The 22611-nt window shown below is 62.3% G+C and carries 16 protein-coding genes, 3 tRNA genes and 1 pseudogene; 12 read left to right on the top strand and 8 right to left on the bottom strand.

What is annotated here, in order from left to right; translation table 11 throughout:
• The 3 genes from ffh to A3736_RS01645 form a co-directional block, all read right to left on the bottom strand.
• Nucleotides 1-1399 (bottom strand): signal recognition particle protein (ffh, locus tag A3736_RS01635; RefSeq protein ID WP_067678379.1); only part of this gene is annotated, 1399 nt, incomplete at its 3' end.
• Between the two features lie 140 nt (nucleotides 1400-1539).
• Nucleotides 1540-1615 (bottom strand) — tRNA-Ala (locus A3736_RS01640).
• 94 nt (nucleotides 1616-1709) lie between these two features.
• Nucleotides 1710-2033: a TIGR02300 family protein gene (locus A3736_RS01645; protein WP_067678430.1), complete on the bottom strand. Its 324-nt coding sequence runs from the start codon at nucleotides 2031-2033 to the stop codon at nucleotides 1710-1712.
• 180 nt (nucleotides 2034-2213) lie between these two features.
• Between A3736_RS01645 and aroA the strand changes: the two genes are divergently transcribed.
• From aroA to A3736_RS01660, 3 genes are read left to right on the top strand one after another with little or no spacing between them, the layout of a single operon-like run.
• The gene (gene aroA / locus A3736_RS01650; protein WP_067678382.1) at nucleotides 2214-3518 is read left to right on the top strand and encodes a 3-phosphoshikimate 1-carboxyvinyltransferase; all 1305 of its coding nucleotides are present in this window, start codon (nucleotides 2214-2216) and stop codon (nucleotides 3516-3518) included.
• On the top strand, nucleotides 3515-3775 hold the full coding sequence (locus tag A3736_RS01655; RefSeq protein WP_067678385.1) for a permease: 261 nt from the start codon (nucleotides 3515-3517) through the stop codon (nucleotides 3773-3775). Before aroA ends, A3736_RS01655 begins: the two co-directional genes overlap by 4 nt.
• Nucleotides 3772-4413 carry a d(CMP) kinase gene (locus A3736_RS01660; RefSeq protein WP_067678388.1) on the top strand — a complete coding sequence of 214 codons (642 nt, stop codon included), beginning with the start codon at nucleotides 3772-3774 and terminating at the stop codon, nucleotides 4411-4413. Before A3736_RS01655 ends, A3736_RS01660 begins: the two co-directional genes overlap by 4 nt.
• Here A3736_RS01660 and A3736_RS01665 read toward each other — a convergent pair.
• Complete coding sequence (locus tag A3736_RS01665) at nucleotides 4410-5717, bottom strand: HD-GYP domain-containing protein (RefSeq protein ID WP_067678391.1); 1308 nt, start codon at nucleotides 5715-5717, stop codon at nucleotides 4410-4412. The two genes, A3736_RS01660 and A3736_RS01665, sit on opposite strands and share 4 nt — an antisense overlap.
• A gap of 320 nt (nucleotides 5718-6037) precedes the next feature.
• Nucleotides 6038-6502 carry an Lrp/AsnC family transcriptional regulator gene (locus tag A3736_RS01670; protein ID WP_067678394.1) on the bottom strand — a complete coding sequence of 155 codons (465 nt, stop codon included), beginning with the start codon at nucleotides 6500-6502 and terminating at the stop codon, nucleotides 6038-6040.
• Nucleotides 6503-6743: 241 nt separating this feature from the next.
• Between A3736_RS01670 and A3736_RS01675 the strand changes: the two genes are divergently transcribed.
• From A3736_RS01675 to A3736_RS01690, 4 genes are all read left to right on the top strand, one after another.
• The gene (locus A3736_RS01675; RefSeq protein ID WP_067678397.1) at nucleotides 6744-8558 is read left to right on the top strand and encodes a histidine kinase dimerization/phospho-acceptor domain-containing protein; all 1815 of its coding nucleotides are present in this window, start codon (nucleotides 6744-6746) and stop codon (nucleotides 8556-8558) included.
• Between the two features lie 97 nt (nucleotides 8559-8655).
• Complete coding sequence (locus A3736_RS01680) at nucleotides 8656-9666, top strand: polysaccharide deacetylase family protein (RefSeq protein ID WP_067678432.1); 1011 nt, start codon at nucleotides 8656-8658, stop codon at nucleotides 9664-9666.
• Between the two features lie 79 nt (nucleotides 9667-9745).
• Nucleotides 9746-9818, top strand: a tRNA-Ile gene (locus tag A3736_RS01685).
• Between the two features lie 56 nt (nucleotides 9819-9874).
• A tRNA-Pro gene (locus tag A3736_RS01690) sits at nucleotides 9875-9951 on the top strand.
• Nucleotides 9952-10448: 497 nt separating this feature from the next.
• Here the strand turns inward: A3736_RS01690 and A3736_RS01695 are convergent.
• Both A3736_RS01695 and A3736_RS01700 read right to left on the bottom strand, forming a co-directional pair.
• Complete coding sequence (locus tag A3736_RS01695; RefSeq protein ID WP_067678400.1) at nucleotides 10449-11036, bottom strand: hypothetical protein; 588 nt, start codon at nucleotides 11034-11036, stop codon at nucleotides 10449-10451.
• A 227-nt stretch (nucleotides 11037-11263) separates the two neighbouring features.
• Nucleotides 11264-11851 (bottom strand): TetR/AcrR family transcriptional regulator, encoded by a 588-nt coding sequence (locus A3736_RS01700; protein ID WP_067678403.1) that lies wholly within the window; start codon nucleotides 11849-11851, stop codon nucleotides 11264-11266.
• A 103-nt stretch (nucleotides 11852-11954) separates the two neighbouring features.
• On the opposite strand from A3736_RS01700, the gene A3736_RS01705 reads away from it, so the two are divergent.
• Nucleotides 11955-14897, top strand: a complete 2943-nt coding sequence (locus tag A3736_RS01705; protein ID WP_067678405.1) for a DUF2339 domain-containing protein — start codon at nucleotides 11955-11957, stop codon at nucleotides 14895-14897.
• Nucleotides 14898-15055: 158 nt separating this feature from the next.
• Here the strand turns inward: A3736_RS01705 and A3736_RS01710 are convergent, their stop codons facing one another.
• Nucleotides 15056-17941 (bottom strand): pitrilysin family protein, encoded by a 2886-nt coding sequence (locus tag A3736_RS01710; RefSeq protein WP_156501925.1) that lies wholly within the window; start codon nucleotides 17939-17941, stop codon nucleotides 15056-15058.
• Nucleotides 17942-18211: 270 nt separating this feature from the next.
• Between A3736_RS01710 and A3736_RS18220 the strand changes: the two are divergent.
• The 4 genes and pseudogenes from A3736_RS18220 to A3736_RS01720 all read left to right on the top strand — a co-directional run.
• Nucleotides 18212-18508: pseudogene (locus A3736_RS18220) on the top strand (transcriptional regulator); the annotation flags it as partial.
• Nucleotides 18509-18712: 204 nt separating this feature from the next.
• Nucleotides 18713-20155: a hypothetical protein gene (locus tag A3736_RS01715; protein ID WP_233999164.1), complete on the top strand. Its 1443-nt coding sequence runs from the start codon at nucleotides 18713-18715 to the stop codon at nucleotides 20153-20155.
• 62 nt (nucleotides 20156-20217) lie between these two features.
• A complete protein-coding gene (locus A3736_RS18225; protein WP_082851251.1) occupies nucleotides 20218-20481 on the top strand; it encodes an isochorismatase family protein in 264 nt (87 codons plus the stop codon).
• A 166-nt stretch (nucleotides 20482-20647) separates the two neighbouring features.
• Nucleotides 20648-22498, top strand: a complete 1851-nt coding sequence (locus A3736_RS01720) for an ABC-F family ATP-binding cassette domain-containing protein (protein ID WP_067678410.1) — start codon at nucleotides 20648-20650, stop codon at nucleotides 22496-22498.
• Nucleotides 22499-22611: the final 113 nt, after the last annotated feature.

Genomic DNA, 22611 nt, shown 5'->3' on the forward strand with positions numbered 1-22611 from the left:
CGGCGCCGGGAAGGCCGGGCATTCCGCCACCCATTCCCCCGCCACCGCCGCCGAACAGCGCGCCGAGGCCTTTCAATCCGCCCATCTTTTTGATCTGCTTCATGGCGCGGCCCATCTCCTGATGCATCTTCAGCACCTTGTTGACGTCCTGCACCTGCGTGCCCGAACCTGCCGCCACGCGCTTCTTGCGCTTGGCGTTCATCAGTTCGGGCCGTTTTCTTTCCTTGGCGGTCATGGAGCCGATGATGGCATCCATGTGGACGAGCACCTTGTCGTCCATCCCGCTCTGCGCCATCGCGGCCTTGGCCTTCTTCATGCCCGGCATCATGCCTGCCAGCATGCCCAGCCCGCCCATATTCTGCATCTGCTTCAACTGCATGCGCAGATCGTCGAGGTCGAACTGGCCCTTCGCCATCTTCTTGGCGAGCGCTTCGGCGTCTTCCTGCTTGACGCTGGCCGCGGCCTTTTCGACGAGGCTGACCACATCGCCCATGCCGAGAATGCGGCCCGCGACGCGCTTGGGGTCGAAGGCCTCGATCGCGTCCAGTTTCTCGCCCGTACCCGCGAACTTGATCGGTTTGCCGGTGACGAAGCGCATGGAGAGCGCCGCGCCGCCGCGCGCATCGCCGTCCATCCGGGTGAGGACGACGCCGGTCAGCGGCACTTCGTCGGTGAAGCTCTTGGCGACGTTGACCGCGTCCTGACCGGTCAGGCTGTCGACGACGAGCAGCACTTCGGTGGGCGTCGAGACCGAGGCGACAGCCTTCATCTCGGCCATCAGCGCCTCGTCGACATGCAGGCGGCCCGCCGTATCGAGCAGGAGAACGTCGGCGTTCTGAAGCTTCGCACTTTCGAGCGCGCGGCGCGCGATATCGACCGGCTGCTGGCCCTGAATGATCGGCAGGGTCGCGACATCGACCTGGGTGCCCAGCACCTGAAGCTGTTCCTGCGCCGCCGGACGATTGACGTCGAGCGAGGCCATCAGCGCCTTCTTGCCATGCTTTTCGCGGATAAGGCGGCCGAGCTTGGCGGTGGTCGTCGTCTTACCCGAGCCTTGCAGGCCGACCATCATGATAACGACCGGCGGCTTTGCCTCGAGCTTCAATTTGCCCGCATCGGCATCGGCGTCTTCGCCCCCGCCGAGCATGGCGGTCAGTTCGTCGTCGACGATCTTGATGACCTGCTGTCCAGGTGTGACGGAACGCAATACGTCCTGACCGATGGCGCGTTCGGTGACAGCATCGATGAAGCGGCGCACGACGGGCAAAGCCACGTCCGCTTCGAGCAGAGCGATCCGCACTTCGCGCATCGCGTCGCGCACGTCCTGTTCGGACAGCGCACCGCGGCCCTTCAAGCGATCGAAGACGGAGCCGAGACGGTCGGACAGAGTGTCGAACATGGTCTTTCAACTCCTTGTGCGCAGAAGGCGCCGGATCAAACGCGAAAAACGCCGGCGGACGAGAACTCGTCGGCCAGCGTTGCGAATTCGAGCGAATTCGGCTTTGTACTGTGGGCTGTTACAACCCGGAAACCTTCGAATGGTGGAGCCTAGCGGGATCGAACCGCTGACCTCTACAATGCCATTGTAGCGCTCTCCCAGCTGAGCTAAGGCCCCGCGCCATTCGTCGCCCACCGAGTATCCCCGGTGGACAGGACGCGCCCTCTATAATCAGGGCGCGTCCGTTGCAAGTCAAAAAACTCGGTCTGACTCAGCTTTCTTCCTCGTCGTCGTCGCCCTTGCCCTTGGACACGCCGAGATCGTCGTCTCCGCCAAGATCGACCTCGTTGTCGGGCGAATCCTCGTCGTCGTCGATATCGTCCAGATCGTCATCGGCCAGATCGCTGTCGGCTTCGCCGTCCTTGTCCTTCTTCTCTTCCTCGAAGGGAATCGGCTGCTTGGACTTGAGCACGGGTTCCGGCGTCCACTCCTCACCGCATTCGATGCAGGTTACGGGATCGTCCTTGTTCAGATCGTAGAAGCGAGTGCCGCATTTCGGGCAGGTCCGCTTGGTGCCCCATTCCGGTTTGACCATGTGTAATCCTTGGCTTGGCGCCCCGGCACGCTGCCGCAGGCGATGAAATCGTTCTGTCTTGATGGGAACCTGCGTTGCGTTCGACAAGGCAGGAATCAACAGCGCGCGCGCCTTGCCAGAACGGCCCACCACTGTCAAAGCGCCGGGCCTCCCCTCTTTCCAGCCTCACCGGACTCTATCGTGACCGCCCATCGCTTCTTGCCCGCCGGCCCCCTGAAGGGCCGCATCCGCGTGCCGGGTGACAAATCGATCAGTCACCGCTCGCTCATGTTTTCGGCGCTGGCGGTCGGGCGCAGCCGGATCGAGGGCCTGCTTGAGGGCGAGGACGTTCTCGCCACCGCCGCTGCCCTTCGTATGATGGGGGCTACGATCGTGCAGGACGGCGGCGCCTGGATCGTCGATGGTGTCGGCGTCGGGGGCCTGCTCGAACCCGGTATGCCGCTCGACATGGGCAATAGCGGTACGTCCGCGCGCCTTTTGATGGGGCTGCTCGCAAGCCACGGATTTCGCGCCAGCATGATCGGCGATGCCAGCCTGTCGAAGCGTCCGATGGGCCGGGTCACCGACCCGCTCACGCAGATGGGTGCCAGCTTCCAATCCGCCGACGGGCGGCTCCCGATGATCGTAGAGGGCGCCCATCCCGCCGTTCCGATCGAATACCGGCTTCCAGTGGCGAGCGCCCAGGTCAAGAGCGCCATTCTGCTCGCCGCGCTCAATACGCCGGGCACGACAACCGTCATCGAACCGATCCCGACTCGCGACCATACCGAACGCATGTTGCGGGGTTTCGGCGTTGACGTGGAGGTGGAGGAGAGCGCGGGCGAGCGCAGGATCGCGATCACCGGCCCCTGCGATCTCAACCCTTGCGATGTCATGGTGCCGGGCGACCCTTCCTCCGCCGCATTCTTCGCGGTCGCGGCCAGCCTGGTGCCGGAAAGCGATCTCGTGATCGAGAATGTCGGCCTCAATCCCACGCGCGACGGGATCTATCGCGTGCTCGAACAGATGGGCGCGAACATCGACTATCTCGACCGGCGCGAGGTCGGCGGCGAGCCGGTTGCCGACCTGCGGGTGCGGCATGCGAAACTGACCGGCGTCGCGGTCGATCCGGCGATCGCACCGAGCATGATCGACGAATTTCCGGTGCTGTTCGTCGCCGCTGCATTGGCCGAAGGCACAACCGTCACGTCGGGTCTTGAGGAATTGCGCGTGAAGGAAAGCGATCGCCTTTCCGCCATGGCCGCCGCGCTTGGCGCCGCAGGCGCGACGGTCGAGGAAAACGATGACGGCCTGACCGTTCACGGCAGCGGCGGCGTAGCTCTGGCTGGGGGCGGCCCTGTCGCTACGCATCTCGACCATCGCATAGCAATGAGCATGGCGGTCGCAGGGCTGGCCAGCCGCGACGGCGTGGCGGTCGACAGCATCGATCCGATTGCGACGAGCTTCCCGAACTTCACCGCTCTGCTCGACGCGGCGACCCGATGAGCGAGGCATTGGACCTTGCCACTCTCGTCGGCTTCGTCGGCATGGCCTGCATCATCGCGGCCTATGCCTATCTGACATGGAAGGACGACCCGAATCCCTTCGTCCTTCACGGCACCAATCTGATCGGTGCGGCGCTTCTGACGGTGTCGCTGCTGGTCCACACCAATTGGCCCAGCCTTGTGCTGGAAGGGTTCTGGGCCGCGATCGCCTTGTGGGGTCTGGCCAAGGCCGTACGCGAACGCAGGAGCAGATCATGATCATCGCCGTCGACGGACCCACCGCTTCCGGCAAAGGCACGATCGCAAAGGCGCTTTCCGCGCATTTCGATCTGCCGCATCTCGATACCGGCCTTCTTTACCGCGCGGTCGGTCGGCAGGTCTTCCTCGACGGCGGCGATCCCGACGATGCGGGCGATGCGCTGGCGGCCTGCAACTTTCCCGATGCGTTGCTCGGCGATCCGAGCCTGCGCGACGAAGAGACAGGCGGCCTTGCCAGCCGCGTCTCGATCCATCCCAACGTGCGCAAGGCGCTGTTCGAACGCCAGCGCAGTTTCGCCACGCAGGCAAAAGGCGCCGTACTGGACGGCCGCGATATTGGTACGGTGATCGCGCCGGAAGCGGATGCAAAGCTCTTCGTCATCGCCAGCGTGGAAGCACGCGCGCAGCGTCGCTTCCTCGAAATGCGCGAACGCGGCGTAAAGGTGACCTTGCTGGAGATCGCCGACGATTTGAGAAGGCGTGACGAGCGGGACCGCAACCGCGCCGTTGCGCCTTTGGTCGCGGCGGATGATGCAATCACGCTCGACACGAGCGCGCTGGATCGGGACGAGGCGATCGCTGCCTCTGTCGCAGCGGTCGAGCGCCTGGTCGCGCAAAAACGCGGTGGCGGCTCCTAGCCGGAGGCCTGTTTCACGTCCAACCCGCCCCATTCGTTCCAGATGGCGTCCGGGCGGCATTCCTCGATTGTCAGGCCGAACTTTTCGGGGTCCGCGATTGCGACGATGGCGTCGTTCGCGAAATCGTCGTCCAGCTCTATCTCCACAGGAGGAACCCGCTTCGCCCGGCCCAGGGCATGGAATATCAGGATGCGAGGACGCGAATTGCGCTTGCCGTTCTCCAGCACGACGCCCAATTGCCGGCTGCGCAATTCGACCAGAATCCCGGTCGGGAAAATGCCCATCGCCTGCATGAAGGCGAAGAGCAGATCACGATCGAACTGGCCGTGCCAACGCCACATCGCCGTCACGGTTTCGACCGGGGTCCATGCGCTTTTATAGGTACGATCGGATGTGAGGGCGTCATAGACGTCACAGATCGCTCCAAGCCGCGCCGCCTCGCTCAGATCGTCGCCGGAAAGCTTGTGAGGATAGCCCTTGCCGTCGACGCGTTCGTGATGGTGCAGACAGACGTCGAGCGCCAATTCGGGAATATTGGCGGTCTTCAGCAGCAGTTCATGGCCGTATTTGGGGTGCTGGCGTACCCGTTCGTATTCAGCTTCGCTGAGGCTGCCGGGCTTGTTCAGGATTTCTTCGTCGACACCCATCTTACCGATGTCGTGAAGCAGGCCAGCCATGCCGTAATCGCGCACCTCGGCCTCGCTCCTGCCCAGATGGCGCGCGACGTTCACCATCAGCGAACAGACCGCGACGGAGTGGAGATAGGTGTATTCGTCCTTCTTCTTGAGACGAAGGATCTCGAGAAGAGTTCGCGGGCTCCGTTCGACCATGCCGACGATCCCGTCGACAAGCTCCGTGACCTCTACCAGCCGCACCGCGCGACCCAGCCGAACATCGCTGAGCGTACGCTTCATCGTCGCGAGCGATCCGTCCACGATATTGCGGGCCCGCTCGCGATCATTCTCGCGCCGCGCCGGTTCGAAGACCGGACCGCGCCGGACCGGTTTCGCGATCTGAAAACCGGATGATGGTTTGGGGCGAACTTTTACGGCTTCCGGATTTTCGGAGGCGGTGGCTGAATCCGCGACAGGTCCGGTCTGCTCTTCGACAGCGGGTGATTCGGGCCTGACGCCCCGCTCGTCGTCGATCACGACATAGGGGATACTGGCCTCATTGATCCGCATCACGTCCTTGGGTTTGACGACGAACCGCGAAAACCAGAACGGGTGATCGAGCCAGGTCCCACCAAATTTCGTTACATACATGCCGACTTTGACGCTGGAAGGAGGAATCGAGTGCAGCAAGTTTGACCTCCCATTTTATCTAAGCGCCTGAAGATCGACCTGTTCGATCCTACCTCGATCCGAGTTAATCGAGTCTTTCATAAAAATGGGTAAAATTTGTAATCGGGAATTCGCTTCAGGTCATATCTGGATCGGGAAGTCCGCAACAGCTGACAAAAATATGGCGGCAATGGCGCACCAGTTTGCGCCCGGCGAAGCGTCGAACGCCACGCTCCTACGGCAGCGAGAGCAGCTTTGATTATTTGGTAAGGTGGGTGGATCGCTCGCGCGATGACCGCTGTCCGCAAACTGGCAATTCGCTTACGGCGGGCCGCCGGCGCTCATTCGAGCGGAACGCCCGGCTCGTTCTTGCTGTTGCGGATGGTGAGCGAGGTCTTGACACTCGCAACATTGGGTGCAGGCGTCAGCTTGCTCGTCAGGAATTCCTGAAAGCTCTGCAGATCGCGGCTGACGATCTTGAGGATAAAATCGATCTCGCCATTGAGCATGTGCACTTCGCGCACTTCGGGCAGATCGTTCATCGCCGCTTCGAATTCGCGCAAGGCGCTTTCGGCCTGGCTCTTCAGGCTGACCATCGCGAAAACCGTAATCGAGAACCCCAAAGACGCCGGGTCGAGCTCCGCATGATAGCCTCGGATCACGCCCTCTTCCTCCAGAGCGCGCACGCGGCGCAGACAGGGAGGCGCGGTCAGCCCCACACGGTGGGCGAGTTCAACATTCGTCACGCGCCCTTCGCGCTGCAGTTCGGTAAGCAATTTGCGATCGATCGCATCAAGATTTGCCATGTCGTTCCTGCCCCCAAGCAGTACGGCACCTACAGGACAATGTGCCAAAAATTGGAATGTAACCTGCGTTGAAATGCGCGCAAGGCTAATAATATTATGCTTGGCAGCAATCGACCCGCTTTGCAACGCAGGCGCAACTTTTCGGTAAGTCTGTTCGTTCACGCTATATGAGGGACGCGGATGGCAGGGTCGACCGGTCTGGCGCTCATGCTGCCGCCCCGTCCCATTTTCCGGAGTTTCGATGCTTTTCGACGATCGCCTTGCCACAGTGCTGCGCCATCGCGCCACAGGCGAGCGAGCCGCGCGCACGCAGTATCGGCAATTGCTCGATCTGCTAGGCAGCGCGCAAGGCAGTCCGAACGGGAACGGCACAGCGGATACCAGCATCGTGAGCGCGGCCTTTTTGCGGCTGAACGCGCTGGCCGAGCTTATCCCCGTCGCCGAGCGGGCCAGAATCGTGGCGGAAAGCGGCAAGCGCATCCGCAATCCAGAGCTCGTCAAATGGTTCGCGCAGGCCGAGCCTGGGATAGCCTCCACCGCGCTTGCCCGCTCCGCTCTCAGCGAGCGGGAATGGGCGAGCCTCATTCCCGAGCTTCCGATCCGCGCCCGCGGGTTCCTGAGGCATCGCGACGATCTTCCCGCTGGTGCTCTCGCGGTTCTGGATCGCCTCGGAGTGAGCGATCGCGGCCTGCCCGAGCCTGAGAAGGCCCTCCCTGCCCTCGAGGTGCCAGACGAACAGTCCGATGCTGCTATCCCGGCCGATGCAATCCTCGCCGAGCGGATCGAAGATTCTTCGAGCGATCCCGCCTCCTCTTCCGGAATCGGCGATATCAGGCGGCGCATCGAAGCCTTCCAGAAAGCACGCGACCACACCGAGGCCGTCACGACGCCGAGGCAGAAGGCGCCCCCATCCCTCCGACCTTCCGATCCAGCGCTTCCTCTCGAACACGGATCGAGCACGCGCATCGGCGGAGGCTTCGGCGCGACCAGCCGTCCGCCGCTCGTCAATTTCGCCTTCAGCACCGATGTCGATGGGCGTATCGACTGGGCCGATGCGCCCGTCGCCCCGATGGTGGTGGGTACGGATCTCATCGCGCCGCACGCCTTGCAGGGCGCCTCGGACAGCGGCTTCGCCTCCGCTTTCTTCGATCGCAGACCTGTGCGCGAAGCTACGTTGGTTCTTGCCGGAGCGGAGCGCGTGGCGGGTGAGTGGCTGGTCGATGCCTCTCCGAGGTTCACGCGCAGTGGGGGGCGCTTTTACGGCTATCTCGGACGGTTCCGCCGCCCGACCGAGAATACGGCGCAGGACCGGGCCGCAGCCCAAGCCGACCGGATCCGGCAATTGCTGCACGAATTGCGCACGCCGGTTAACGCCATCCAGGGCTTTGCCGAAGTCATCCAGCAACAGATATTCGGCCCCACGCCGCACGAATATCGCGCTTTGGCCGCCGCGATCGCCGGCGACAGCGCGCGCATGCTGGCCGGTTTCGACGAGTTGGACCGGCTCGCGAAGCTGGAAGGCGGAATCAGCGAGATGGATTCCGGCCAAAGCGATATCGCAGCGATCCTGCGCCGTCAGAGCCAGCAATTGCAAACCGTCCTGTCTCCGCGCGTTGCCCGGCTCGCGACGGAATGGGCTCTCCAGCGCGCGATAGTGGGAATCGCTCCCAATGAAGCGGAACTGCTTTCCTGGCGCATCCTCGCGACGATCGCCTCCGCAACCGGTGCTGGCGAAACCGTCATGATCCGTTTGGTCGGAGAAGATCATTCCATGCGATTACGGTGCGCGCTTCCCAACACGCTCTCCGCTGCGAAGGACGTCTTTTCCACCGATACACGCCCGGCCATGGGCGCGCTGAGCTCAGGTATATTCGGTGCCGGTTTCGCGCTCAGGCTCGCGCGTGCGGAAGCCCGCGCACTCGGAGGCGACCTTTTCCGCGAGGAGGATGACATCGTCCTGTCCTTGCCGACCTTAATGGCTGGCGATGCCGACCGTCCTTCCTTCGATGCGCACGATGCGCTCGGCGGCGATCTTCGCAAGCCGACGGCGAGATGATATGGGGATCCACGGTTTGAATTTTGCAACGGATTTCTCAGGGTTTCGCGGCGTGCCGAGCACACGCGACAGCATTTCGTCGGGGGGCGAAACGGGCATGGCCACGACTGCTTCACCTTCGCTGCGCAGCGTACCGGCGCCTCGACAAACAGCGCGGTTCGCGCCCGGTTTCGGACAGCGTTCGCTCCTAACGGTGGATACCGAGGAAGAATTCGACTGGGACGGCGAATTCAGCACCAGCGATCACGGCCTCAAACATCTGAAATCCATCGCGCAATTTCAGCAATTCGCCGAAAATATCGGTGTCGTGCCGACCTATCTGATCGACTGGCCGATCGCCACCTCTGCTCGGGCGCAGGAAATGCTGGGCGATTACGTCAGGCGCGGCAAGGCGGAAATCGGCATCCAGCTCCATCCGTGGGTCAATCCTCCGTTCGAAGAGAAGGTGAACGCTTACAACAGCTATGCGGGCAACCTTCCCCACGCGCTCGAGCGCGAGAAATTCCTGCGCTTGCAGGAGCGGATCGTGGAATGTTTCGCCTGCACGCCGCAAATCTATCGCGCTGGCCGCTACGGTCTTGGAGCGCAATCGGCGCAGATGCTGAAGGATCGGCGGGTCGCGATCGATAGCTCGGTGCGCTCACTCTACGATTACAGCCCCAGCAACGGTCCCGATTATTCGCAACATCCTCTGGAGCCCTATTGGGTGGATGAGGAGCGCCAATTGCTGGAATTGCCGCTGACGACGGTCTTCTGGGGGATGCTGCGCCATCAGGGCCGCTGGCTTTTCCCGCGGCTGGCAAAATTGCCCAAGGCCAACGGTATCATGGCGCGCGCTGGCCTGCTGGAACGCATTGCGCTGACGCCGGAAGGCGTACCGAAAGAGGCCGCGCTGCGCGGCATCGACATGGCAATCGACGACGGGCTGCCGGTGCTGGTGCTCAGCTTCCACAGCCCTTCCCTCATGCCGGGCATGACGCCATATGTCCGAAACGAAGACGACCTTGACGAATTGTACGACTGGCTTCGCAGCGTATACGCCTATCTCGAACAGCGCGGCGTTGCGCCGACCACGGTCGAGGAGATCAAGGCGAGCGTAGAGGTCTAGGCATGTCCGGCATGAGCAATCGGACGCTTGTGCTGCGAGGGCCGCCGGGCTAGGCGGCCTGTCGCCGATGCATCGGGACGGGCCTGTAGCTCAGCGGTTAGAGCTGGCCGCTCATAACGGCTAGGTCGCGGGTTCGAATCCTGCCGGGCCCACCGGATGCATGCAGGACCATGACGCCGCCCCGCCCGGCACTTTCGGCGGCCCCGGTCGGGGAGTAGCGCAGCCTGGTAGCGCATCTGCTTTGGGAGCAGAGGGTCGCAGGTTCGAATCCTGTCTCCCCGACCATTTGCATCTAAGTCATTGAAAACAGGCGGTCCGCTCAGCGGTCGGGTAGGGTTGTCCCCAAACCTGTTCCCATCGCTGTTCCCACAGGGGGCGCGTTCGATGACGACTACTATTCTTCGCCTTCGTGGTGGAACCGATCATTAGCGGCGAAAGCCTACGATAGCTGGAATAGCTGTTTCTATTTCGTTCTCACTTCGCCTCGCCAACTACCGTATCGCACTTGATATTATGGTCTCGTCTGGAGGTTCAGGCGGGGGATTTAGCATGGCGTATGGCGGCGTTGGGGGTCGCAATCCGTCCCGAGCAAATGAAGCCCGTGTTCAAGGACGCGATGCGGGTCGGTTACGATCGGATAATGACCGATCAAATCGGCATTTGGGCCGAACCGAACGATAACGCACGCGCTTATCGACAAGAGCTGGACCGATCACGGACTGTCCGGTCTGCGGTAAGTCAGCGATGTAAGCAGCCCATCTGCAATCGACTGCATCGCGGACTTAGTACTGACCGGATGTAACCGTGCTTCGTGGCAGCCTTTTACTGAGCCACTCGACGATCTGCCGACCTTCCGCCTCGTCTAAGCCCGGCATCAAGTGCAGGGTCCGGCCGCCGTAGTCGAATTGAACGCTGCCAAACGTCATTGGAAAGAAAGGAGGATAGCTCACATTTATGAAACCACCTCCCCAAGGCCACATGGATCGGCCCGTTCGGAGGTTTTTCACTTGCTGTCCATCATAGTGCTTGGTTTTTGATACAAAAGGCATGGCCCAACGGTAGATCATTGCTTGCTCTTGCACCGAGACCCGAAGCTTCCCGCCGAGCTGCCAACCCAGCCACGAAGCGGCAAACAACCAACCGATAGCCCAACCGACGAGCCAAATAGCAAGGAAAAGCCGAGCTTCCCCGAAGACGAGCTGACTAAATGCTGCGAAACCTCCAATGGTCCAAATCGTCAACCAGACGCCAATGAACAGGATTGAGAACCAGTTGCGGGATGCATGGAAGGTAATCGCCTCCATGCCGTCGACGAATTCTATTTTGAACCGGGCTTCCGGGAGTGGCTCAAATTGTCCAGAGTTGCTCATCGAGCGCTGCTAAACGGTCATTGAAAGCGACGCAATTTACTGATCAAGAAATGGCAGTTTCCCACCGCGAGGCGGTCACTCAGGATCTGCTCGGGCAGTCCCGAAATCGGAAATGCCGGAGGATCGCGGTTTCGACCGCTTTCAAGTTCGGTTAGCGAAGGTCGGAACGACCGATGTCGGGGCGATTCCGGACATCGCCTCGCCCGCATGGCAGATCAGTAGCTATTTTAGCCGCGTTGCGCCGCGATACACTCGCGCACCCTGGCGAGCGCGTTGCCGACCGGGTCGGGCTCGTCGAGGAGTTCGAAAGTTCCGCTGACGACGTAGCTGCAATGGCCATGCACCGTGGCGATCAGCGAGCGGGCGAAGCGATCGGCGCCAGGCATGTCGGGATCTGGCAAAGCAGCGCGCACTTCGTTCTCCACGATAGCCGTCAGCACTGCCCGCTGTTCTTGGTCGTGCTCGGTCAGCTCGTCGGCCAGCCGGTGATCGTAGATCGCCGACCACAGGTTCGGATGGGCCAGGGCGAAATCGAAATAGCCTTCGACCAGCGCCTTGATCCGGTCGTCAGGCGCCCCTTCGAGGCGAGCGCGCAAATGCTCTGCCCAAAGCGAGAAGGTGTGCGAGTTGATCGCTGCGATCAATTGGTCGAGCGAGCCGAAGACGTTGTAGATCGTGCCGACCGAATATCCGGCGCGCTTGGCGGCTTCGCGACCCGAGAACTTTGCCAGCCCCTGCTCGGCCATAAGTGCAGACCCGTGCGCAATCAGCAATGCGCGCAGCTCATCACGCGTATGATCCGAACGGCGTCCCATCGGCACCCTCCTAACACGTAATTGAACGCTGTCTAATTTTTTAATTGAACAGTGTTCATTTGTCGGATACCCACCTTCGGACCAAGGTCGAGAGGATGGTGCGATGGAGTTCCTGCTGCTTCTGACGATTGCCGGCGCGGTGGCCTGGCTGTGGAACCGCATGGTCACACTCGAACGCCGGGTCATCGAACTCGAAGGCCTATCAAATGCTGATGCCCCCGAATGGCGGGCAGCGGGCGAAGAACGGCCGGAATCGCGCCGTGCGCCATTCGAAGCGGAGGAGGCTGCTCCACCGCTTTCGCCTCTTGCGTCCCCCCTGCCGAAATCTGGCCCGGCACCCGAGCCGGTTCAGGCCGAACCAGCGGATGAACACTTTGAAGAACCCTTCGAAGAGGGAGGCCATCGGTGGCGCACCACCTTGGACTTCGAGGAAATATTCGGTCGGCTGCTGCCGATCTGGGGCGGTGGGATCGCGCTTGCCATTGCGGGATTCTTCCTCGTGCGCTGGTCGATCGAGATGGGCCTGCTCAATGAATACGTGCGGGTCGGCCTGGGCTTCGTTTTCGGCTCGGCGCTGCTCGCTGCGGCCGAACTGGCCTATCGCTTCGAAAGCAAAATCGGCGACGAGCGCGTGCGCCAGGCGCTGGCTGGGGCCGGCCTCGCTACGCTCTACGCCAGTTTCTATCTTGCCGGCACGTATTATGGACTGATCGGCCCGGCGCTGGCCTTTGCCGGCCTCGCGGGTGTGACCGCGATCGCCGTGCTGCTCTCCTTCCGCTTCGGCCTCCCAAGCGCCGTGCTTGGTTTGGTTGGCGGCTTCGCCGCACCTGCTCTTGCCGGCAGCACGGATCCCGACCTGCCGCTGCTGGCGACCTACCTCGCGCTGGTCACTGGCGGCTTGACGGTCACCGGGCAGCGCCAGAGCCGCCCCTGGCTTGGTCTTGCCGCACTGGCATTCGGCCTCGGCTGGGGCGCGCTCATGCTCGTCTCCGGGCCGCACGACAATTCCTCGGTGCTGGCCGTTGGTGGATACCTGGTGGTGATCGGCGCATTACTCCCGTCGATGATGGGCGTGGGGCTGTTTGGACAGATCGGTCGCATTGGGGCCGCGGGTCTCGCCACTTTGCAGATTGCCGCGCTGGTGGACCAATCGGGATACAGCCTCCTGGCTTGGGGCTGTTATCTCCTGCTGGGTGCTGCCATCGCGATACTCGGCATGAAGCAGGAACGCCTGCGCGAAGCAGGAGCCATGGCAGCCGCGCTTAGCGCCTGCCTGCTGGCTGGCTGGCCTGACCCGGCACACACATGGTTCGCCGCCATTGCCGCCGCGACGGTGCTGCTCTTCGCCGCAATTCCCCTGTTGCACGTCTGGCAGGGTAAAGCCCGGCCTGTCGATTGGGGGCAGCTTGCCCTTTTCCCGATCGCGCTGATCGTCGCTTCCTGCATCCAATTCGATGTCGAGGTGGTTTACGACCAGGACGGCCTGCTGGCCCTGGCGGCAGCGGCGCTGGCGCTCCTGCCTGCGCTGGCCGCGTGGAACGCCTGGCCTCCGCGCGACGAGCATATCGCACAAGGACCGGCTGGCGTGCTCGCCTCCGCGTTCGTGCTGTCCATGCTCGGTGGATTGCTGGCCGTGCTCCAAACCGGTGCGCCCCTGGTCACTGCGGTGCTCGCCGTTCCTGCCTTCCTTCTATTGCGCGAACGGTCTGCAGAGCCTGTCGCACGCATTCTGCAATGGGCCGTTGCGCTGTCGGGACTGACATTGCTCGCAGTGACCAGTCCCTATGAAGAAATAAGCTCATTCCTCGGTGCCGGTGACGTCGCGCCCGTTTGGTTCTCGTCCCTGCGTTGGCTCGCCGCCCTGCTTCCTTTCGGTCTGCTGCTGAACGTGGAGACAGACAAGCACCCGCGGCGTGTCGCACAGTTCTTCTCCGCTTTGCTGGGTTATGGCGCGATGGCGATGCTATTCTCTGGAGAATGGATGGCACTTGCTATTGCCGCCGCCGTGCTCGGCTTTGCCTGGCGCATGGGGCATTTCGGCACCCTGCTCACCACGCTCCTGTTCATTGGCGCGTGCTGGGCCGCCGAGCCGCTGCTGATGTGGAGCGTGGCGGGTGTCGAAGCACTTTTGGGCGATCCCTTCTTGCTGGCCGACTTGCCCCCGCTGCCCGATACGCTCCGCTACGTTGCGCCGCTTGTCATCGCGCTGGCTGGAGGGATGCTGCTCAGCGGCAAGGTGTTCGCGACCTATCGCAAGACAGGCTTTGCGATTGCTTTCGCGCTTGTTGCAATGGTGGTGCACACCGCTTTCAAGCAGGTATTTGCGATCGGCGATCTCACTCGCTTTGCCGAGCTGGGATTGGCCGAACGCACTGCCTGGCAGGCTCTCCTTGCGCTGGTCGCGATCGGTTTCGCGGTCGCGCCCCACTTGTTTGCTCAGCAAGTCACGTTGGCGCGCGGCTTCGCTGTAGCGGCCGTGGCGCATTTTGCGATCTTCACACTCCTCCTTCACAATCCGCTTTGGACCGAGCAGGCCGTGGGCGATTGGCCCCTCGCGAACCTGCTGCTCCCGTCCTACGGCATCGCCATCGGATTGACCCTATGGCTGCGCGGCCAACTTGTTGGAAATCAGCTGAATTTGCGACCGATATTCGACGGGACGGCGATGGTGCTGATCGCCCTCTTGGCTCTGTCCGAATTGCGCCATGTCTTCGCCGGGACGGTCCTGATCAACCCTCCGGTGGTACCGCAGGAGGACCTGCTACGCTCAATCCTCGCCATCGCGATCGCGCTGGGGTTTCTCGGCTGGGGCGCCTGGGCCAAGCAGCGCAGCTGGCGCATCGGCTCGCTCGTTTTGATGCTCGGCGCGGTGTCGAAAGTGTTCTTCCTCGATGCCGCCGGGCTTGAAGGACTGGCGCGTATCGCCTCCTTCTTTGCGCTGGGCATATGTCTCATCGGCATTGGCTGGTTCTATACCAGGCAGTTGATCGTCGCTGAGGGCGGAGATGCTTTTGATGAAGCCGTCCGGACTCCGCCTGCCTCGTGACCGTTGGTCGCCGAGGCAGGCGGAGCGGTGGAGGCAGTCGGGCGGCTGGTCCGCCAATTACATCCTTTTTTCTTCAACTCACCGATGCGTATTCCAAACAGCCTCGGCGGGGGGCGAATACCTCGTCAGCGCCCCCGCCTGGACTGCATCCTTGATCTCTACTTTGCACCGGTTCCCGGGATGACCCGGATCTCGACGCCGGGATTGTCCGCAAGATACTTCTGCGCTGCGGACCGGATGTCTGCCGGAGTGATCGATTTCAATACGACCAGGCGATTGCGCCTGCGATCCAACACCTCCCCATCGCTCTGGGCCATGGCAACCAGCCCTAGCCAATCGGAATTTTGCGTGGAAGCCCGCTCATAGCGCTCACGGATCGGGCTGCGCGCGCGTTCGAGAAGGTCGTCCGACACGACCGCACTGCTCAGTTCGCTGGCAATCGACCGGATAACCCTGGCGGTATCGTCCATCGACTGCATCGGTACGGTAGCAAAAGCGGTAAGATGACCGAAACCGTCGAATGTGCGCTGCGCGTAGCTGAACGCTTCGGGCGAATAGGTCGCACCCTGTTCCTCGCGAAGCGTTTCCGTCAGCCGCAAACCCATCGTCGCAGCGAGGAGGTCGCGCGCGATGTCATCGTGCAAGTCCGCCGCGTCATCGGTTTGCCAACTCACGGCAAGTGCGCCCTGATCGGCTGCACCTTTATGCGTCAGGATCTTCGGCGATCGGTCCGCAACAAATGTAAGCGGCCTCATGTCGGCCGTCTGTTCCGAACGCACCTCGCGCGCAGGCAGCGTGCCGAGCGTTCTCGCCACCGCTTCAATCGCCGCATCCTCATCGAAATCGCCCACCAGCCCGAGCGACACCGGCCCGTCGCTTAGCTGCGATGCCACAGCGGCTTGCAGATCGCCGAGAGCGATATCTGCGAGACGCGATGCGTCGGGCATGCCAAGCCGAGTGTCACCTCCGCTCAGGACCGCGTTCATTGCGTTGACGAATACCTGCACGGGCGAGGAAGTGATATTCTCGACAAGCACCGGCGCTACGCCTGCCCATTGTGCCTGCGTTTCGGCGCGAAACGCGGTCGCCGTCAGGCGAGCGGCCAGCAGGTCGAGTTGCAGCTTTAGATCGTCGGGCGTGGTCTCGCCGGACGCGACGAGCGCGTCATTGGAGGGGGTGAGGCCCAACGACACGGCCCGGCCGGCAAGCACGCGCCGCAATTCGTCGGGATCGTGTGATTCCAGTCCATCGACCTGCATCGCGATGGACAACATCTCCTTCAGACCAGGCTTGTCGGAGGGGAAAGCAGACAGGCCGCTCCCGACGCGCATGGCAAAGTCGATCTTGTTCGGTTCGAATTCGGTCCGTTTGAGGTTGAGCTGGAGACCGTTTTCGAAGCGGATTGTGCGAATGCCGAGATCGTCGATCCGGTCGTCCGCAACCACCTTGCCGGGCGCTCCCCAATCGGAATAGGCGAATTCGACCGCTGCGGGTTCGACCGGCGCAGCAACCGCGATTTTCGAACTTTCGCTCAGCGCCGTCGCGATCGTCGCCGGACCGCCTTCAATCGGTAACTTGGTGGAGATGTGGATCACGCTGGGTCCGCCGGCCCATGCTTCACTGAAAGCGGAGCTGACGGCTTGCGGCGTCAAGGTCGGCGCGATCGCGTTGTAGAGCGCAAGGTTCGTCTCAGGCGACGTCGGAATGCTGTTGGCCAGGCTGTCCCTGACGAGTGATTCCGCGATCGCGGCATTTGTGCGGCCGGAAGCCTGCGCCGCAGCATTGGCCAGAGCGGTTTCGATATTCGATTTGGCCTCGGCGATTTCGCTTGCGGTGAAACCATATCGATCGGCCCGACGCAATTCCTGCTCTGCCAGCGCAAGCGTATCGCGCCATTGGCCATCCTTGGCGACGACCGTGAGGCCGAAAGACCGGGCGGTGCGGAACAGGGATTGCTCCGCTGCCTGCCCGCCGAGGGTTGGCGCATCTGCCGACCGGGATAGGGCGCTGATCCGATTGGAGAGCGCAATCGATGCAATCAGGCGCAGGAATTGCGCGCGCGTGTCCGCTACGGTGTTTTGCGCGGGCTCCCAAGCGCTCAGGCGTTTCAGTTCGATAACCTCGGGGATCGCCGGATCTACGAAATTCGCAATCGTCGGCTGCGTGTCATCGGGCACCGGACCGGTATAGGTTTCGCGAGCTTGGCCCTTCCCTTTCCAATCGCCGAAGAGTGCGCGGATCTTTTTCTCCATGGCCTCGACATCGAAGTCACCGACCACCGCCAGAGTGGAGCGTTCGGGGCGATAATATCCTTCGTAGAAGGCGCGCAGCTCCTGCGCGGATATGGCACGGATGCGTTCGACATCGGCGCTGATCCTTTCGCCGATCCGCGACCCCGGAAGCGCAGCCTCAAAATAGCTCGCAGACCGGCGGCGCTGCGGGTTGTTGCGCACCTGTGCCTCGCTCAGAAGGATGCCGCGCTCGCGCTCCACCGCTTCGGGCGCGATCGTCATCTCGCCTGCCATTTCGCGGATGACCATGAGGCCGGTATCGACAGTCGCCCCATTGGTATTCGGCAGGGCGAGCTTGTAGGTCGTGTAGTCCAGCGATGTTTCAGCATTGGTATCCGCCCCGAAGGCTAGGCCGAGCCGTTCGAGCATCGGCAGCAGTTTTCCTTCGGGAATATTGGTCGTGCCGTTGAAGGCCATGTGCTCGATAAAGTGGGCTGCACCATTTTCCGCGTCGGTTTCATCGCGGTTGCCGACATTCACCGTAAAGCGGATTGCCGCTTCGCCTGAAGGGTTGGCATTTCGCGTCAGGGCATAGCGCATACCATTGGCAAGGACTCCGAACCGAATGCTGGCATCGGCCTCGATCTCTTGGCCGACAATGCCCCAGGCAGCGCTTCGCGCGGACTGGCTGGCTGGCGCTTCTTGGGGCTGACGCGTCGACTGCGCCCATCCTGGAGAGAGCGCCGTCGAGGCGAGCCCGAGCGCCAGGGCGGTGGTGGATACGGAGCGAAACGTCTTTAGAAGGTGGTTCATGATCGTAGTCCTCTGCCGGAATTCATGCGTCAGGCGCGGCGCTGTCACCGATGGGAAAGGTCCGATTTCGGTCTTCAGCGCCGCTGACGTTCCCACTGGTTAGCCAGCAAGGCGCAGGACATCTTGAGCGAACGCTGGAAATTCGCGATCCCAGAATGTTTCCATAATCGGTCGCGCAATTCTGCGGGTTTCGCTGGTTTCGGCATTGCCCATGAGTATACATAGCGATGCAGGTCGGGCGCTGTTACGACCGGTGAAGGGTCAATCACGATGGCAACCGAAGAAACGAAGCAGGCTGTGGCGTTCGGGGACTATGTCCTCGATCCTGCGGACGAGCGGTTGATCGGCCCGACCGGTCCTGTCCATATCGGTCACAAAGCCTTTCGTGTGTTGCAGGAGCTTTCAGCCGGTCGCGGCCTTCTGACGACCAAGGAAGCACTTCTCGATAAGGTCTGGGACGGCGCAGCCGTATCGGAATCCGCGCTTACCAGTGTCGTGAAGGAATTGCGCAGGGCTCTGGGCGACACGGCGCGCAATTCGAGCTTCATCGAGAGTGTCTACGGCCGCGGATATCGCTTCCTGCCCGAAGTCTCGCTTACGGATCGCGTGCCCGCAATACAGGCCGTCGAGGATCTCTCCGATACAGCTGCTGGCAGCGACGGTAAGAGCGGAAAGGAAGTCACCGCCAAGTCGCCGACCGGGGGTTTCTTCACGCGTTTGGTGAAGCCTTGGAAGATCGTCGCCGGGGCCGTTTCGACCGCGGCGGGAGTGGTGGCCTTGGCTTCGTTTGTCGTAAATCTCGACAGCACGCCGGCGATGGCGACCGAAGCCACCGTCCGCCTCACTGACTTCAGCGCCCAGTCACCCGAAATGCCGAGTGGCGTCATTCCCTCGATCCGCGACGACATCAGTGCCGCTTTCAGCGAGGACTATCAGAGCAAGGTTGCCTTGATCGTTGCGGACGAGGCGCAGGATAGCGACCATCCCGGTTTCTTCGTGACAGGCGGCGTGCGTCGCCAAGGTGACGATCTGATCGCGATCGTTCGCCTGCAGGATGAAAACTCGCAAAAAGTAATCTGGTCGCACACTTTCACCCATCCGGTCGATGACGCGGCAAAGCTACCGCGTCGCGTCGCGATCAGCACCGCGCTTCTCGTTCGATGCACCTTGGGAGCAACCGGCGCCGCCAGCCTGCCTACTGATGCCTTGGAAGCCTGGGCTTCGGTTTGTTCGAACGGTGGACTGATCGAGCGAGACTTCGACCGTGCTCTTCTGGAATTGCAGCGCGTCACCACTCTGGCGCCAGACTTTGCCGAAGGCTGGACGGTTCTTGGAAGCTTCAAACGGGCCGAGGCTTACGCCAATCCCGATGAATTCGATGCTCTTTTAGCCGAGGCGAAGAGGCTCAACCAAAAGGCGCTCACGCTTGATCCGGACAACGGGACGGCCCTGCTCAAAGCAGCGGATCTGCTCGATCCCGACGATCTTGTTGGACGCGAGCGACAGATACGCAAGGCCGTTGCCGCGCGTCCGCTCGATTGCATGTGCGAAGAACTTTCGCTGGGTTCCTTTCTTCTGCTGCATGGACGGGTGGACGAGGCCCAAAAGCACCTGAAGAGAGCCACTGCTGCGGGCCCGATTTTTCCATCGGCCTTCAGCATGTCCGGTTACTACAATGCGCTGAAGGGCAATCGCGCCGCCGTGGAAGCCGATCTCCAGACCTTGCGCGACCTGCGGACGGGAGACGATGACAGCACGGCTGGTCAGCGCCTGATGATCTCGACACTGGCCGGGGAGTATGCGCGCGCGGCGGACCTGATCGCTGCATCGGAAAAGGCGAGAGATCGACCTTTGGCGCAGGCCTGGCTCGCCGGTTACAAAGCCTTGCTTGACGGCAGCCAAACAGACCGCGCGAAAGCCGCACAAAAGATCGTCGAGGCATCGGCTGGGCCCGATACTTATAACGACATCTCGGCTATCCTGTTGGAACGCCTGGGCGCCCCGGATGCGGGGCTCGCCCTGATCAAGAGTGTTGCGTCGACATCGACTTCACGCGCGCGCGCGGGACTGGCCTTCGTTTCCAACCGAACCCGTGCCCTCCCGGGATACGAACCATTGGCTCGCAAATTGGGACTGGTCTCCTATTGGCAGGAAACAAAGCCTCCAGACTTTTGCGACGAGGCCAATGCCCCTGCCCTTTGCGCGAAGCTTTAGATGAAGCTTTTGGTTGCAGCAGATGAGGAGCGGGCCATCCCTGGCCTGAACCACACGCCGCGATTTCCGCCATACGCGACGGCTACGAAGTCTATTTCGTTTCCGACGCCTCGGGCGGTCTCAGCCCGGAAGCCCACGAGCGGGCGTACCAGCGAATGATCCAGGCGAGCGCGATACCGATGGGCTGGTTCGCAGTCGCTGCGGAATGGACGCCCGATAACACCGCACCTGAATACCTGAGCATGTACCCGATCACGCTTGCGCACGGAGGCGGTGTCGGCTGGGCTGTCGAATACATTCTCGCCAATTTGCCCAAATCCGAGTGAGGGCCGATTGGCCGCGAGGACGCAAAGCAGGTGAGAAGCGCGCCTCATACGAATTCTTCCCGGCCTTGTGATATGCCAGCGACCGCCTTCACGACTTCGACCACTCAGCAAGCCAATTGCTTACCTGTTGGGGTCTTCGACGCTCCCTGCTAGGGGCCGCGCCCACATGATCAAGATCGACAATCTCACCGTCCGCCTCGGCGGCCGCCCCATTCTGCAGGACGCGTCTGCTGCGATCCCGAGCGGGAGCCGGATCGGGCTGATCGGTCGCAACGGGGCCGGAAAATCGACGCTGGTGAAGGCGTTGATCGGCGAGATCGAGCCGGACAACGGCTCGATCGAAATGCCGCGGCGCGCGCGCGTCGGGTATATCGCGCAGGAAGCGCCGAGCGGATCGACCACCCCGTTCGAGGCGGTTCTGGCCGGGGATACGGAGCGTGCCAGCCTGCTCGAAGAAGCGGAAACCTGCAGCGACATGGATCGGCTGGGCGACGTCCACGACCGGCTGCTGGCGATCGATGCCTACGCGGCCCCATCGCGCGCCGCGATCATCCTGACCGGTCTGGGGTTCGACGAAGAGATGCAGGCGCGTCCGATCGATACGTTCTCGGGCGGCTGGAAGATGCGCGTGGCGCTGGGTGCCCTGCTGCTGTCCAATCCCGACATCCTGTTACTGGACGAACCTTCGAACCACCTCGATCTGGAAGCCACGCTCTGGCTGGAAAGCTTCCTCAAGGCTTATCAGGGCACGCTGGTCATCATCAGCCACGAACGCGACCTGCTGAACAAGGTGGTCACTGCGATTCTGCATCTGCAGGACGGCAGACTGACAGTCTATCCCGGCGGCTACGACGCGTTCGAGAAGCAGCGCGCCGAACGCGCCGCGCAGCTGGCGGCGGCAAAGGCCTCGCAGGATGCCCAGCGCGCACGGCTGGAGGACTATGTCGCGCGCAACAGCGCCCGTGCCTCCACCGCCAAGCAGGCCCAGTCGCGCGCCAAGATGCTGGCGAAGATGCAGCCCATCGCGGCGATGATGGAAGATCCGAGCCTCAGCTTCGACTTCCCGAGCCCCGACGAAATGCGCCCTCCCCTCATCACGCTCGATCTTGCGGCGGTAGGGTATGACGAGAAACCCATTCTCCAGCGGCTGAACCTGCGGATCGACCCGGATGACCGGATCGCGCTGCTGGGGCGCAACGGCAACGGCAAGACCACGCTTGCTCGGCTTCTGGCCGGACAGCTCGCGCCGATGGACGGGGAGATGAACGTCTCGGGCCGGATGCGGGTGGGCTATTTCACGCAGTATCAGGTCGAGGAATTGTCCTCCGACGGCACTCCGCTCGATCACATGACCCGCGCGATGGACGGCGCTTCCCCCGGCGCGGTTCGTGCGCAACTTGGGCGGTTCGGGTTCTCCGGCCACCGCGCGACAGCCAAGATCGCCACGCTTTCGGGTGGTGAGCGCGCGCGTCTGGCGCTGGCTCTCATCACGCGCGACGCGCCGCATCTTCTCATCCTCGACGAGCCGACCAATCACCTCGACGTGGATGCGCGCGAGGCGCTGGTGCAGGCGCTGAACGACTTCGACGGCGCCGTCATCCTGATCAGCCACGATCGGCACATGGTCGAACTAACCGCCGATCGGCTGGTGCTCGTCGATGACGGGCTGGCCAAGGATTACGCCGGGAGCATGGAGGATTATATCGACTTCGTGCTTGGCCGGAACCAGCCCAAGGAGCCGGGCAGCGCGAAGCCGAAGAAGGACAAGCGCGGCTCCGCCAAGGATCGAGAGGCCCTGCGCCTTGCCCGCAGCAATGCGAGCGCATCGGAAAAGGAAGTGACGCGGCTTCAGGACAGGCTCGCAAAGCTCGACCGGGCGCTGGCCGATCCTGATGGGCCTTCCGGCACATCGCCTGCCGATTTGATGCGCGATCGGGCCAAAGTCGCCGAGAAGCTCGAAGAGGCCGAACTTCAATGGCTCGACGCGCAGGAAAGCCTCGAAAAGGCCGGGGCCTGATCGCAATGCGAACCCGGCTCAGCGTGTGCGCGCGCAAAAGGCGGTTCGGCAGCGAAAGAGAGGCGCTGACAGCGGCGATCGAAGCGCCGCTGGACCTGCGCTATTATCGCTGC

Source organism: Erythrobacter sp. HI0063 (genome assembly GCF_001635685.1).
In the GTDB taxonomy this organism is placed as follows: Bacteria; Pseudomonadota; Alphaproteobacteria; order Sphingomonadales; family Sphingomonadaceae; genus Qipengyuania.